Raw genomic sequence first — 13,190 nt, 5'->3', positions numbered from 1 at the left:
GAAGTTGTCAGATTAAAAGTTTACTGGAAATAATAAGGATTTGAATTTATTCTACCTTAGATAATTTGAAACACCGACAAAGGGCAATATTATGAAGTTGACATTTGTGATTTCATCCATGGAGGCGGGAGGCGCGGAACGGGTTCTCTCCATCCTGGCCAATCACTGGGCGGAAGAGGGATGGGATATTACCATTCTGACTTTTACCGATGCTCCTTCATTTTTTGATCTTCATCCTTCCATAAAATATACACCGCTGAGCATTCATTGGCGGGCCCGTTTTGCGATTCAAAGATTTCTGAACAATTTTAAACGGCTTTGGGTTTTACGGCGTGCGATTAAAAAAAGCGATCCTCAAGTCGTCATTTCCTTTTTGGTGGATATCAATATTCACACACTCGTTTCAACCATTGGTCTTGGACTGCCAATCATCGTTTCCGAACGGAGTGAACCCAATAAATATTTATACGGCAGCATCTGGGATAAACTGGGGCGATGGACGTTTCCCCTGGCAGCCAAGGTTGTGAGTGTTACCCAATCTGCGGACCACTATTTTGAATGGCTGCCAAAGGACAAAAGGCGCATCATTCCTAATCCGGTTATTTCCCAGGGGGCGCACACAGACGGATTTGAAGTGCCCAAAGGCGTTGACCCTGAGAAAAAATGGCTGGTTGCGATGGGGCGGTTGACTTATGTAAAAGGGTACGATCTTTTGTTATCCTCCTTTCAAAAAATTGCAAACAAGTACAATGATTGGCAATTGATTATTTTGGGGGAGGGGAGTCTTCGTCCGGAATTAGAGAACCTAAGAAGAACTTTGAATCTGGAAATCCAGGTTGTCATGCCTGGCCGCTTAAAAAATCCGTTTCCATTATTGAGCAAATCCCAACTGTTTGTGGTGTCTTCTCGTTATGAAGGGTTCGTCAATTCTCTGGGAGAGGCCATGGCCTGTGGTCTTCCTGTATTGAGTTTCGATTGCCCCGGTGGCCCGAGGGAAATCATTCGCCATGAAATTGAATGAATTATATTACCATATTCTAATAAAATGCAGAAAAATTAATCCCTTGGAGTCAGAAGGATGAATCTGTAAAATGCTTTTATTTTTCTGGTGTCCTGGTTGGGGGGATTTTGGTTATCTTATGGAAAAAATTTCGGTAACGATCATTACCCTCAATGAGGAAAAAAATATTGAAAGATGTTTACAAAGCCTGAAATGGGCTGATGAAATCGTGGTCCTGGATACCTTCAGTTCGGATCGGACTGTAGAACTCTGTAGAAAATTTACCGACAAGGTGTTTCAGGAAAAGTGGCATGGATATGGCCGGCAAAAAAACCTTTGCGCGTCCCGAACCAGTCACCGCTGGATATTGAATATTGATGCGGATGAAGTTGTCAGCCCGGAATTCGCTCAAGCCATTCAAAAAGAACTGCAAACCGGGCCAGGGCATCCTGTTTATCAGTTTCCGAGGAAAAATTTTTTCGGCGGACGCTGGGTGCGTTTTGGTGGATGGTATCCCGATAAAATTTCAAGGCTCTACGATAAAACCAAAGTATCTTTCAAAGAGTCGCAAGTGCATGAAAAATTGGACCCGGATGATGATTCTGGAGTCATTCACGAGCCTTTGTTGCATTACTCCTATCAAGGCTTTGAAGATTATATAGACAGGCAGAACCGTTATTCCTCCATTTATGCGGCAGAGAAGATGAAATCTGGCTGGGAAGCCAGCTGGACCCATCTTTATTTGCGTCCGCCGTGGGCATTATTTAAAAACTTCGTTGTGCGCCAGGGGTTTCGGGAGGGGTTTTTGGGGATGTTTCTGGCGTTATCGGCGGCTTTTTATACGTATCTGAAATACGCAAAGACTAAGAAAATTTGAGTTTGAATTTGAGAGTGTAACTGTTTTTGCAGGCAGAACAATTACTTCGGTGAGGCGTTAAAGGTTATGAATTAGATGGGATTTGCGCTAAAATAAGCTGAAGTAGATCAGTCTTTTTGAGGAAATTACCTTTCTTTATCTTCCCTGGTTCCTCCTGGGATGCCTACTGCAACCCCGATTTCAATTAATCATTAACCAATTCACCCATTTCCCAGAGGTTGTTTTGACCAAGACGCAATTGTTGATTTTAATGACCCCTGTCATTTTGATGTCCTTGACGGTGCATGAGTATTCGCACGGCAAGGTGGCTTCCCTGCTGGGAGATGATACGGCGAAACGCCTGGGGAGATTGACATTCAACCCATTGAAACATCTGGATATGGTAGGCGTTCTGTTTTTCTATTTTGTGGGATTCGGATGGGCCAAGCCGGTTCCTGTCGATTGGCGAAATTTTGAAAACCCCCGCCGGGACATGATGTACGTTGCGATTGCCGGCCCGCTGTCTAATGTTGCTCTGGCGGTGGTCTGCAGTGTTTTCATCCGCATGATCTCCCCGGAAGAAAACGTGATTGCCTTCGTATTGCTCAGTTTTGGAGTTTATATGAACGTGGCTCTGGCTATTTTCAACATGTTACCGGTAGCGCCTCTGGACGGAGGAAGCGTTATCAAGGGGCTGGTTTCTCATAATATGGCCGAAACCATCTCCCGGTACGACCGATTTGGAGCGGTGGTCATCCTGGGAATTTTTTTACTGGATCATTTTGCCCACACCGGTATTCTAGGCGCGATCCTGGGACTGCCGATCAACTATTCGGTGCTCTTTTTGACCCAGGAGGCTTTCCCTGTATTGCAACAGGTTTTGATGGCCAGTTTTAACTGATTATTGACGATTCAGGTGACGATGAAGCGGAAACGAATTCTAAGTGGAATGCAACCGTCGGGCAGGTTGCATCTGGGAAACTATCATGGCGCCCTCAAAAACTGGCTGACCCTCCAGGATGATTACGATTGTTTTTATTTTATTGCCGACTGGCATGCGTTGACCACGCTTTATGAGGAGCCGCATCTCATCAAACAGTTTTCGCTCGATGTGGCTGTCGATTGGCTGAGTTGCGGGTTGGACCCTGAAAAATGCACCTTGTTCGTCCAATCGGAAATTCCCGCACATGCAGAACTGCATTTGTTGTTGTCCATGATCGTTCCGGTCCCGTGGCTGGAACGCAACCCTACCTATAAAGAAAAACAGGTGGAGGTCAAAAGTGTAGACATGAGTTCCTATGGGTTTTTAGGGTATCCCGTTTTGCAGACGGCGGATGTGGTGCTCTACAAGGCGGATTTTGTTCCCGTTGGAATCGATCAGGCGCCGCACCTGGAACTTTCCCGAGAAATCGTTAGGCGCTTTCATAACCTGTACAAAAAAAAGGTGTTTGTGGAGCCTGCCGCTAAAATTTCGGAAATTCCCAAGCTCAATGGGGTGGATGGACGCAAGATGAGCAAGAGTTATAATAACGCCATCTATTTGTCGGACACTGAAAAGGAAATCGCCAAAAAAATAAAGGGCATGCTCACCGATCCGCAACGCGCCCGCCGTGAGGACCCCGGCGACCCGGACGTCTGCAACCTGTTTCCCTTCCACAAACTGTATTCGTCCAGGGAAATGCAGGAGGAAATCATCCCGGCCTGTCGCACCGCGCAAATCGGTTGTGGAGACTGTAAGTTGAAGCTGGTCGATTCCATGCTCGCGGGAATGCGGCCCATCATGGAAAAACGCCAGGAGGTCGTCGCCAAACCCAAGGAAGTGAAGGAAATATTGCGGGCCGGAACGGAAAAAGCCGGCAAGGTGGCCAATGCCACTCTTCAAGAGGTCAAGCAGGTTATGAAGATTTAGTTTTGCAAACTTCTTAAGGCCGAATCCATCTCAATCGAATGTTATTTTATTCTTAACTACAATTTACCTTATAAAAAAATCAAATGGACTATAAAGAAACGCTGAACCTTCCCAAAACCGATTTCCCAATGAAGGCCAACCTCACCCAGAGAGAGCCGGAGATTCTCGCGCAATGGGAAAAAGAAGACCTCTATGGAGAGATCCGCAAGCAGTTCAAGGGCAAACCCAAGTTTGTTTTTCACGACGGACCTCCCTATGCCAACGGGCATATCCACATGGGCCACGCTCTCAACAAGATCCTTAAGGATTTTATTGTCAAGTATATGACCATGCAGGGTTTTGATGCGACTTTCATTCCCGGATGGGATTGTCATGGTCTGCCCATCGAGCATCAGGTGACCAAGGCGCAAAAAGAGAAGAAGTTAACACCGAGTAAAAATGAAATCCGCAAACTGTGCCGGGAATATGCGGCTGGGTTTGTGCAGAGCCAAAAAGAAGAGTTTGTCCGGCTGGGAGTCTTTGGCGATTGGAACCGGCCTTACCTGACCATGGACTATTCCTATGAAGCGACCATTGTTCGGGAGTTTGGTAAATTTGTGATGAGCGGGCAGGTCTACCAGGGCATGAAACCCGTTCACTGGTGTACTTCGTGTAGAACGGCGCTGGCCGAGGCGGAGGTAGAATACGCCGACCGTTCGTCGTCGTCTATCTATGTCAAATTTCCTTTAAAGTCCAAGCTTCCGCCACCGTTTGCGGAACTGGATGCGGATAAAACCTTTTTCGTTATCTGGACGACGACCCCGTGGACGCTTCCCGCCAACCTTGCCGTCTGCCTGCATCCTGACTTTCAATATGTGGCGGTGGCAGTGGATGGGCAGATTTATATCGTTGCCGAAGACCGTTTGCCGGCCCTGGTTCTGGAATGGGACATTGCGGAATACAAAATACTTGCTACATGCGAAGGCAAGGACCTTGAAAATGCCGTGTGCCGACATCCTTTCATCGACAGGGATTCTTTAGTCATTCTGGGCGATCATGTAACTCTGGAACAGGGAACCGGATGCGTTCACACAGCACCCGGTCATGGTCAGGAAGATTATGTGGTGGGCAATAAATATGGACTGGAAACTTACAACCCGGTGGATGACGCAGGCGTGTTCGTTCCTGAGGTGGAGCATTTCGGCGGTCAGTTTGTGGCCAAGGCCAACCCGGCCATCATCGAAAAACTGCGTGAAGATGGTTTTTTGGTGGGGGCGTTTACCATCAATCACTCCTATCCTCACTGCTGGAGATGCCACCAGCCGATTATTTTTCGCGCCACTCGTCAATGGTTCATCTCTATGGATAAAGAAGGTCTTCGGGAAAAAGCTCTGGAGGCGATTCAGCGGGTGAAGTGGATTCCCAAATGGGGCAAGGAACGAATCTATAACATGGTTGAAAATCGCCCGGACTGGTGTGTGTCCCGGCAACGGGCGTGGGGCGTACCCATTGCTATTTTTTCATGCTCCGTCTGCGAAGAAATCCTGCTTTCCGAGGAAGTTTTTAAACATATCGTCGATCTGGTGGAACAACACGGAGCGGATTTCTGGTTTGAAAAAGAAGCCGATGAACTTTTACCACCGGGCGTGCGCTGTGCTTGCGGCGGTGAAAAGTTTGTCAAGGAAAACGATATTCTCGATGTGTGGTTCGATTCCGGCGTCAGCCATGCGGCGGTTGTGGAAAATAATCCCGATCTGCAATGGCCGGCGGATCTATATCTTGAAGGCAGCGATCAGCACCGCGGCTGGTTTCACAGTTCCCTGTTGGAGTCCGTCGGAACGCGTGGCAAGGAGCCCTATAAAACGGCCCTGACTCACGGCTATGTGGTCGATGGTAAGGGTAAAAAAATGTCCAAATCGGCGGGGAATGTCATCGCTCCGCAGAAGATTATCGATCAATTCGGTGCCGAAGTTCTCAGGCTCTGGGTGGCGTCCGAGAATTACCGGGAAGATATTCGTCTCTCACAGGAAATTCTCAAACGCCTGACCGAGGCGTATCGAAAAATCCGCAACACCTACCGTTTTTTGCTAGGCAACTTGAGTGACTTTGACCCTCAAAAAGATATGGTTCCCCATGAGCAACTGATGGAGATCGACCGCTATATTCTTCACCGATTCAAGTTGCTGGTTGATAAAATAATGAAAGCTTACGATGAATACGAGTTTCATGTGTTCTATCAATCCTTTTATAGTTTTTGCGTGGTGGACCTCAGCGCGTTTTATCTGGATATCATCAAGGACAGGCTTTACACCTATCCCCGAACTTCCAGGGAGCGCCGGTCGGGGCAGACGGCTTTATATATTCTGCTCAGGGACATGACGCGGTTGATGGCGCCGATTTTGAGTTTCACCGCGGAAGAGATCTGGTCTTATATGCCAGCGGGGGGCGTGACCGAAAAAAGCGTTCATCAGAGTTTATTTCCCGATGCATCCGAGTTGAATTTAGAGGATGATGTGATCCGTAAATGGGAGATGCTCGTCGTTTTGAAAGGGGAGGTGAGCAAGGCACTGGAACACTGCCGCCGGGAAAAAGTCATCGGTCATTCCCTGGATGCCGTCGTGCAACTTGTTTTGCCGAAAAATATTCGCACGCTATTGAATAACGATTTTGAGGAATTAAAATTTATTTTTATCGTTTCCAAGGTCGAGGTTGTGGATAGCCTGGATAATGAGAGCGGTGTTACTAAAAGTGATGTTTTGGAAGGGGTGCAGGTGCTTCCTAAACCCATGGGTGGGCAAAAATGCGAACGGTGCTGGAATTACTTTCTGGAAATTGTCGAGGGAACAGAACATACCAGCATTTGCCCCCGCTGTATTAAAAACCTCCAGGCAACGGTGGCATAGATTCCTTTGAAAATTAAATACCTGACTTTATTTTTACTTGCCAATGTCCTGATCCTGGTGGATCAATACAGTAAATTTCTCGTCATCACGCACCTGCCTCTTTATCACTCCATCGAGGTGATAGAGGGTGTTTTCAATCTCACCCACATTCGTAACCCTGGGGTGGCTTTCGGTTTATTCGCCGGACTAGAATCGCAATACAAGGCCTGGATCTTTGTTTTCATTTCTACAGTAGCCATTATTGCGATTCTGGTGATCTACCATCACACTCCCAAAGAACACCGGATGGTTCGGATCGCGCTAATTTTGATACTCAGCGGAGCCATTGGCAATGTCATCGACCGGATTGTTTATCAGGAAGTCATCGATTTTCTTGATATTTTTTATGAGGGGTATCATTGGCCTGCCTTTAATTTTGCAGACTCCTGTATTACCATAGGAGTTGGACTGATGATTCTGGATCTTTTTCAAAAACATCCGAAGCAATTACTTTCTTCCCATGCTACGAAAGAATCCTTGGACGACAGGCAGTAACAAACATTCCTAAATTTATTTTTCCAGGATCTTATGCATCCCATCCTTTTGGAATTTGGTTTCATTAAAATATTCACTTATGGCTTGCTGGTTGCGACCGGTTTTTTCGTCGCCATTCTTTTAGCCTCCCACCAGGCCAAAAAGGAAGGCTTGGACCCGCAGAAAATAATTGATCTTTGTTTTTATATTCTGGTCTCTTCCTTGCTGGGAGCGCGATTGCTTTACGTTATTGTGGAGTACCAGTATTTTGTCGCGCATCCGTTGGAAATTTTAAAGTTCTGGAAGGGGGGCCTGGTTTATTATGGCGGGTTGATTTTTGGCATGATCGTGGCCGTACTTTATTTGAAAAAGAAGGAAATGCCACTATGGCAGGTGGCCGACATTCTGGCGCCTTCTATTGCCATAGGGCAGGCCATTGGTCGCTGGGGTTGTTTTTTTGCCGGTTGCTGTTATGGAGTGAAAACCGATGTTCCGTGGGCGATCGTTTTTTCGGACCCCAATTCGCTGGCGCCGCAGGGAATTCCATTGCATCCGACGCAGATTTATCTTTCGATCAACGCAGTGGTTATTTTTTCAATTTTGGTGTGGCTCAGGAAACGCAAATCGTTTGACGGACAAATTATCTGGACCTATGGCGTTCTATATTCGATCGGACGATTCATCATCGAATATTTTCGTGGTGATGACCGCGGGGTTGCGGTCGAGAGTTTGTTTTCCACGTCGCAGTTCATAGGTATACTCATCTTTGGCATTTCCGTTTTTATGTTGATCGCTATGGGCCGAAATCGAACCGGGCCCACCCTATCTCAAAAATGAACGAGAGTGAAAATATCAATCAGCCGTTGTATACGGTGATGATCCGCCGGGGGAGCCGGGTAGTGAAGGGCATTCCCACTAAAATGCTGGTCCCCTATATTGAAGGTAAAAAATTACTGCGGACGGACGCTATTTCCGGGGATGGCGTGAAATGGACCCGGCTGGATAAGCATTTCCAACTGGCGAAGTATTTTCAGGATGAAACTTCTCCAAAAGTTCTAAGAGACGCCCCATCACCCTTTCCTCAGGATGACGAGGCCGAGCTTGAAGAGGACGCTCTTTGCGCTCCGGAAGACGATGACTGTCTACCTGCCAAACCTCCGCAATTTGATAATCAAATGGCCCAATTGACGGACCTGCTCAAGGACTTGAATCAATAATCCTTTCTCACCGCAGAGGATACGGGGAAAGCTGGAAAGCCAATCGGACAGGATTGACAGGATGATCCCAACCCCTTTTCTCACCGCAAAGACGCAGAGGCCGCAGAGAACCCTCAATCCAAAGCAGATGATCTAAATCCCTCGCCCCTTCGAGGGGAGAGGTTAGGTGAGGGGATGGTGGGTATCCGCATTTATCCTGTCGATCCAGTTCATCCTGTTTAGTATTTGATCGTCATCGCGAGCCTTTGAAAGAGGCGCGGCGATCCAGGGTCTCTGGATTTACCCCTTCGGGGCACGAGAGCTTAGGTAAAATATTACGCCTTCGTTACACTCGCAATGACGTTGCGGAGGGTTTTTGTTTTCTTTGCGATCTTTGCGTCTTTGCGCTGAAAAAGGATTCCCGGTGTTCTCAGCGGTGAAGGGGGCTGGGGGATTTGATTTCACCGCAACACCTACAGGGTAGCGGCTTAAACGGCGCGGAGGAATGAATACCATTGATGACTAATCAAAATACCTACGCATGCTTCTTTCTTTCAGGAATATATGGTCAGAAGTAAAAACTTTTTCTATAAATAAGTCGTGGTCAAAAATTGAATATTGTATTAGTTTTTCTGATTCATCATACCACGAGCGTTTAACCAGCATATTGTCCTTATAAATATGACTTTCCCTGTCTATTAATTTCCCTTTTTTATCATAACTCCGAACGTCATAAGCCTGCTTGTGGTAACTCCATTTGTACAGTATAGGGTCATAACTAGAATGGTCATGAAGATTCACTTCATGAAGAATAATACGCTCGTTACAATCAAATTCTAATTTTTCTGCAACGGGTGGAGGTTCCTCATCCAATTTAAGCTTATTAACTCGAATTGCATTTGTCTGCTTGCCTTCTTTATAATGAACTTCATAATAACCCCAGGCTTTTGCTAAATCACTGCTATCAACTTCCTGCCAAAATTTACATTTATCATCATACTTAAAAATCCCACAGTGCAACTTACCAAAATATTTCACCTCTTCGGCTTCCGCAATAGAAGAAACCAATAAAAATGAGCAGAAAAACAAACCCCAACAATAAAACCACTTTAGAGTATGTTGTTTAATCATGGATTTTAGTTTTCCCATTTCTGTCTCCACCGCGCTAGGAATTGATTTTTATTTTTTAAATACACTATAAAACGCTTACAAGTTGTGGTCCTCTGTAGCTTTAAATGCCACAATGTGGTGTTCCCCAAAATCCAGAGGTTTCAGGGTTTTAGGGTACACTGCATCCACGAACCGTTTTGAGGCAGGGGAACTTTGATGGATGGCCAGAGCGGCCTCATTTTCAAATATGAGGGTATGATGAAACCGCATGGGGTTCAAAATATCCTGGTGGGCCAGATAAAATAAAGTTCCCGGTTCGTTTAACTTTACATAGTTGACCAGTTCCTGGACGACCTTCTTGCACTCTTTGCTGAATTCAGGGCGCACTTCGTATTGCGCGGTGATGCAAATGGGCATGAATCCTCTCCTTTTTTATTTTGAGCAAAAATTATCCCATGAATTTAACTTGTTTTGGAACTGATTTTACTATCGGTATAATGAAATCGTGGATTTGATTAATTGTAGTGGGATACTATGGGCAATCTGTCCGGAAAAAATATTTTAATGGTGATTCCAAAGAATCAATTTGCGGAGGATGAGCTTTTTGAAACTCGCAAGTTTTTGGAAGCGGAAGGCGCTCGGGTCGTCGTTTTGTCCCCGAAGGGCCAGGAAGCGGTGGGGATGAATAAAACCCGTTTTCAGCCGCAGGGCATGCTCATCGACTGGAACAAACAGGCAGGCATTCACAGTAAATACGATGCTGTTTTACTGGTTGGGGGGAAAGGAGCGCCGAAATCGTTATGGAGTGATACGATTCTGCCGCAAATTTTGACCGATCATTATCGCGCGGGCAGGGTGGTCGGCGCACTCGGGTTGTCTGTTGCTGTATTGGCCAGGGCCTCCTTTTTAAATGAGAAACCGGCATCGGGGCCTGAGGATGCAGTTTTTTTACAGGAGCTGGAGGCCGGGGGAGGTTATCACTCAGAGGATCCCGTCACCTGCCACGAAAGAATCGTCACCGCCAGAGGCGGAGAAGCCGCACGGGAGTTTGCCGAAGCCGTCACCAGGGTTTTGCTGGAAGATGTCGATAAATCCTAAGATAGCTCGAAATCTATCATTTCATAGATTTGGAAAACCTTTTTTGAATAACGTTTGGGCTGATATCCGCGTTTTAAATATTTGTCCAACCGGGTAGGACCGTGATTGTACGCTTCAAGGGCTAAATTCAGATCTCCGAAGCGGTTCTCCAACTTGTTCAAGTAATAAGTGCCAAGAGCAATATTGATCTCTGGGTTATACAAAGTAGGGCTTCCTTTCCACTCCATCTCTTTTTCCGATGCCAACGCCACTCCCGTTCTGGGAAGAATCTGCATGAGGCCCATCGCTCCCCGGTTTGAACGAGCTTTGTTGTCGAATGAGCTTTCCGTGATGATCAAAGCGGTCACGAACATGGGGTCATACCCGTAAATTTTGCTTTCCGCGAGAATCATTCCTGGGATTTCCTCAAAATGCTGAGGGTCCATCCGTCGTTGGTATTCTGAAATCACTTTCCGAATTTTTTCTTTTATCTTCCTGTCGTAGCTTTGTTGAAAACTTACTTGCGCCGCCTTCTCCTTAACTTCCTTTCGCTTTGCCAGGTCCAATATTTTTACAAATACTGTTTCTTCGAATTGGATGGCTGCGGAATGGTAAGGGGAGAGCCCATGAATAGGCTGGGAAGTTTGGCCCATTAAAACCAAGGTAAACAGGGATACCGACAAAAGGGGAAATAAGTATTTTATCTGGTTTGATTTAAACATGTCTTTTTGATCCGCCGGGTTTATTTCATTTAGACAAAATTAGCTTTTGCATTCATCGCCGCCTCTGGACGGATTTTTTTTGTGCAATCACCTCATGGTGAGAAATTGAGGGATTGGATCAGAGTGCCAAAGGATCGTTAAAAATAGGTCACGGGATTGTCACGGCTTTGTCAAGATTGGAGAAACTGGAAATTTGTTACGGGGAATAGACTATAAATCAATGAGGTAGGGATATTCTGAAATGATTTTTGAGGTGAAAATTGCAGGTTATATTGATTTTGATCGGCCTTTTTGTACGGACGGTTGTTCGATTGCGGATTGCATAAACCCAGCATTCCATCTTTCTTGCGGTGTTGCCAAATTGTGACTTGAGCTTCACAGTTCCTTGGCTTCTCAATCCTATACTTGTTGAGATGGAGGGCGGCCCGTTTTCTTCCTCCTCCCTGGACAGATAGCAATTTTATTAACCATATTCTTTATACGAAGACCTATGAATTTAATAAAAAACAGCCCAATACATGTTGAAAAATCCTAACCTCGATTAAAAACGCGCTATTCATTTGAAGATGATCTGAGTTATAAGGACCTGCGGGGGCGTAATCTGGTGGGTTCAAAATTAAGTGGAAAGGACTTGAGGGGGGCCAATCTGAGTAACGTCAATCTGGCTTGTGCTGATTTAAGAGAGTCCAATCTCCGCTGGGCAAAAATTAACAACGCTAAGCTGATCGGCGCTAATTTAATAAGTGCCGATTTAAGAGAGGCTCAGCTTAACGAAACGGATTTTATGAGCGCCAATATGGTGATGGCCAACCTCAGTAGAGCTGATCTTATCGGGGCAAATTTGAGCATGGCTAAACTGACGCAAGCCAACTTGCGAGAAGCCAACCTCTGGAGAGCTAATCTGTCTGGAGCCAACCTTTGGGGAGCCGATCTTGGGGAAGCGATTTTACTCTCTTGTCAGCAATTGCACTCTGCTTTGATAGACCGGGAAACGGTGCTTCCGGATTATATAAATATCAGTTGGCTTTCCGATGACCAGTTTGAATGCACCCGATTGTAGGCTCCTGGGTATTTGCATAAACTCGCCGCTACCTTCCGAAAACCCAGGATTTTTAAAAATCTCTTCAACGAAATAAAAATCAATCAATTGACAATTTTCTTCCGCTGAAATAGGCTGGATTGAGGGGCCTATTATTCCGAATCCTGAAACCCCAGGGTTTTGTGTCGCCATACGGGAAGCGAAGGTGAAATTGAACTTTTTATCGAAGTCAAAAATCTGCAGGGTGGCGATTATTTTAACGATCTCCGCTTTCGCGTGTTCTTTGAAGCCCACGCCTCCTGAAAACTGGGAAAATCGATTCGTTGTGTATAAAAGTCTGGCCTCTGATACAGGGTTTGCCGGATATTATGTCTCTTTCCATGACAAGAAATTTTTAACCTTCGGGCAGTTTCTTTCCACCATCAGGGATAAAAAGGAATGGCGGGAGGAAGGGGATATCTGGGTTTTAACCCTGGAACGATTTGACACGGATATAACGGATAATGGCCCCATTGACATGTACTTTAAGGAAGAAAAAAGTCCTTCGGGAAATATAAACGTATTGCTCTTCAAAGTGGTCACCAAAGATTACGAGGTTCCCTGGGTTCTGTTGGATCAAATTGTAGTCAAGGCCGGGGAAATGGTGAAGGAGTTTTGAAAATTATAAATCAGGCGACCGGTGGGACGATTTGAATGCAGATGGCACACCTCATTATTAGGTGTTTTGTAAAAATTGGGGGACGATTGCTGAGGGGGTTTTCAAATTCTCTATAGCTCCCGACTACCGTTAATAAAGATTTCTTGGCCGGGAAAATAACTGTAGGGCATCTCTAAAAATAGACTAAATGTTCCTAATCGTTAATTTAAGGAGATGGCTTTGTTTTAG

At 45.8% G+C, this 13,190-nt stretch carries 14 protein-coding genes; 11 read left to right on the top strand and 3 right to left on the bottom strand.

Features of this window, described 5'->3' with window-relative positions:
- Positions 1–91 precede the first annotated feature (91 nt).
- From O3C58_07275 to O3C58_07240, 8 genes are all read left to right on the top strand, one after another.
- A complete protein-coding gene (locus O3C58_07275; protein MDA0691654.1) occupies positions 92–1,021 on the top strand; it encodes a glycosyltransferase family 4 protein in 930 nt (309 codons plus the stop codon).
- 118 nt (positions 1,022–1,139) lie between these two features.
- Positions 1,140–1,877 carry a glycosyltransferase family 2 protein gene (locus tag O3C58_07270; protein ID MDA0691653.1) on the top strand — a complete coding sequence of 246 codons (738 nt, stop codon included), beginning with the start codon at positions 1,140–1,142 and terminating at the stop codon, positions 1,875–1,877.
- A 223-nt stretch (positions 1,878–2,100) separates the two neighbouring features.
- Positions 2,101–2,757: a site-2 protease family protein gene (locus O3C58_07265; protein MDA0691652.1), complete on the top strand. Its 657-nt coding sequence runs from the start codon at positions 2,101–2,103 to the stop codon at positions 2,755–2,757.
- Positions 2,758–2,778: 21 nt separating this feature from the next.
- The gene (gene trpS / locus O3C58_07260) at positions 2,779–3,765 is read left to right on the top strand and encodes a tryptophan--tRNA ligase (GenBank protein MDA0691651.1); all 987 of its coding nucleotides are present in this window, start codon (positions 2,779–2,781) and stop codon (positions 3,763–3,765) included.
- Positions 3,766–3,848: 83 nt separating this feature from the next.
- Positions 3,849–6,647 (top strand): isoleucine--tRNA ligase, encoded by a 2,799-nt coding sequence (gene ileS, locus O3C58_07255; protein MDA0691650.1) that lies wholly within the window; start codon positions 3,849–3,851, stop codon positions 6,645–6,647.
- A 6-nt stretch (positions 6,648–6,653) separates the two neighbouring features.
- Positions 6,654–7,181: a signal peptidase II gene (lspA, locus tag O3C58_07250; GenBank protein ID MDA0691649.1), complete on the top strand. Its 528-nt coding sequence runs from the start codon at positions 6,654–6,656 to the stop codon at positions 7,179–7,181.
- 33 nt (positions 7,182–7,214) lie between these two features.
- Positions 7,215–7,997 carry a prolipoprotein diacylglyceryl transferase gene (gene lgt / locus O3C58_07245; protein MDA0691648.1) on the top strand — a complete coding sequence of 261 codons (783 nt, stop codon included), beginning with the start codon at positions 7,215–7,217 and terminating at the stop codon, positions 7,995–7,997.
- Positions 7,994–8,377, top strand: a complete 384-nt coding sequence (locus O3C58_07240; protein ID MDA0691647.1) for a hypothetical protein — start codon at positions 7,994–7,996, stop codon at positions 8,375–8,377. The genes lgt and O3C58_07240 overlap by 4 nt, the downstream gene beginning before the upstream one ends.
- Before the next feature lie 501 nt (positions 8,378–8,878).
- Here O3C58_07240 and O3C58_07235 read toward each other — a convergent pair.
- Both O3C58_07235 and O3C58_07230 read right to left on the bottom strand, forming a co-directional pair.
- Positions 8,879–9,505 (bottom strand): hypothetical protein, encoded by a 627-nt coding sequence (locus O3C58_07235; GenBank protein ID MDA0691646.1) that lies wholly within the window; start codon positions 9,503–9,505, stop codon positions 8,879–8,881.
- A 57-nt stretch (positions 9,506–9,562) separates the two neighbouring features.
- A complete protein-coding gene (locus O3C58_07230) occupies positions 9,563–9,883 on the bottom strand; it encodes an antibiotic biosynthesis monooxygenase (protein MDA0691645.1) in 321 nt (106 codons plus the stop codon).
- 117 nt (positions 9,884–10,000) lie between these two features.
- On the opposite strand from O3C58_07230, the gene O3C58_07225 reads away from it, so the two are divergent.
- Positions 10,001–10,564: a DJ-1/PfpI family protein gene (locus O3C58_07225; protein ID MDA0691644.1), complete on the top strand. Its 564-nt coding sequence runs from the start codon at positions 10,001–10,003 to the stop codon at positions 10,562–10,564.
- Here O3C58_07225 and O3C58_07220 read toward each other — a convergent pair.
- On the bottom strand, positions 10,561–11,265 hold the full coding sequence (locus tag O3C58_07220) for a lytic transglycosylase domain-containing protein (GenBank protein ID MDA0691643.1): 705 nt from the start codon (positions 11,263–11,265) through the stop codon (positions 10,561–10,563). The two genes, O3C58_07225 and O3C58_07220, sit on opposite strands and share 4 nt — an antisense overlap.
- 604 nt (positions 11,266–11,869) lie before the next feature.
- On the opposite strand from O3C58_07220, the gene O3C58_07215 reads away from it, so the two are divergent.
- Both O3C58_07215 and O3C58_07210 read left to right on the top strand, forming a co-directional pair.
- Positions 11,870–12,325 carry a pentapeptide repeat-containing protein gene (locus O3C58_07215; protein ID MDA0691642.1) on the top strand — a complete coding sequence of 152 codons (456 nt, stop codon included), beginning with the start codon at positions 11,870–11,872 and terminating at the stop codon, positions 12,323–12,325.
- 190 nt (positions 12,326–12,515) lie between these two features.
- Complete coding sequence (locus tag O3C58_07210; GenBank protein MDA0691641.1) at positions 12,516–12,962, top strand: hypothetical protein; 447 nt, start codon at positions 12,516–12,518, stop codon at positions 12,960–12,962.
- Positions 12,963–13,190: the final 228 nt, after the last annotated feature.

The sequence above is a fragment of the Nitrospinota bacterium genome (genome assembly GCA_027619975.1).
In the GTDB taxonomy this organism is placed as follows: domain Bacteria; phylum Nitrospinota; class Nitrospinia; order Nitrospinales; family VA-1; genus JADFGI01.
This window is presented reverse-complemented; position numbering and strand designations above follow the sequence as displayed.

What these genes read in the sequence shown, in the direction of transcription:
- O3C58_07275 (MDA0691654.1), top strand. Translation starts at nt 92, where the DNA reads ATGAAGTTGACATTTGTGATTTCATCCATGGAGGCGGGAGGCGCGGAA.
- O3C58_07270 (MDA0691653.1), top strand. Translation starts at nt 1,140, where the DNA reads ATGGAAAAAATTTCGGTAACGATCATTACCCTCAATGAGGAAAAAAAT.
- trpS (MDA0691651.1), top strand. Translation starts at nt 2,779, where the DNA reads ATGAAGCGGAAACGAATTCTAAGTGGAATGCAACCGTCGGGCAGGTTG.
- ileS (MDA0691650.1), top strand. Translation starts at nt 3,849, where the DNA reads ATGGACTATAAAGAAACGCTGAACCTTCCCAAAACCGATTTCCCAATG.
- lgt (MDA0691648.1), top strand. Translation starts at nt 7,215, where the DNA reads ATGCATCCCATCCTTTTGGAATTTGGTTTCATTAAAATATTCACTTAT.
- O3C58_07240 (MDA0691647.1), top strand. Translation starts at nt 7,994, where the DNA reads ATGAACGAGAGTGAAAATATCAATCAGCCGTTGTATACGGTGATGATC.
- O3C58_07235 (MDA0691646.1), bottom strand. Translation starts at nt 9,505, where the DNA reads ATGGGAAAACTAAAATCCATGATTAAACAACATACTCTAAAGTGGTTT.
- O3C58_07230 (MDA0691645.1), bottom strand. Translation starts at nt 9,883, where the DNA reads ATGCCCATTTGCATCACCGCGCAATACGAAGTGCGCCCTGAATTCAGC.
- O3C58_07225 (MDA0691644.1), top strand. Translation starts at nt 10,001, where the DNA reads ATGGGCAATCTGTCCGGAAAAAATATTTTAATGGTGATTCCAAAGAAT.
- O3C58_07220 (MDA0691643.1), bottom strand. Translation starts at nt 11,265, where the DNA reads ATGTTTAAATCAAACCAGATAAAATACTTATTTCCCCTTTTGTCGGTA.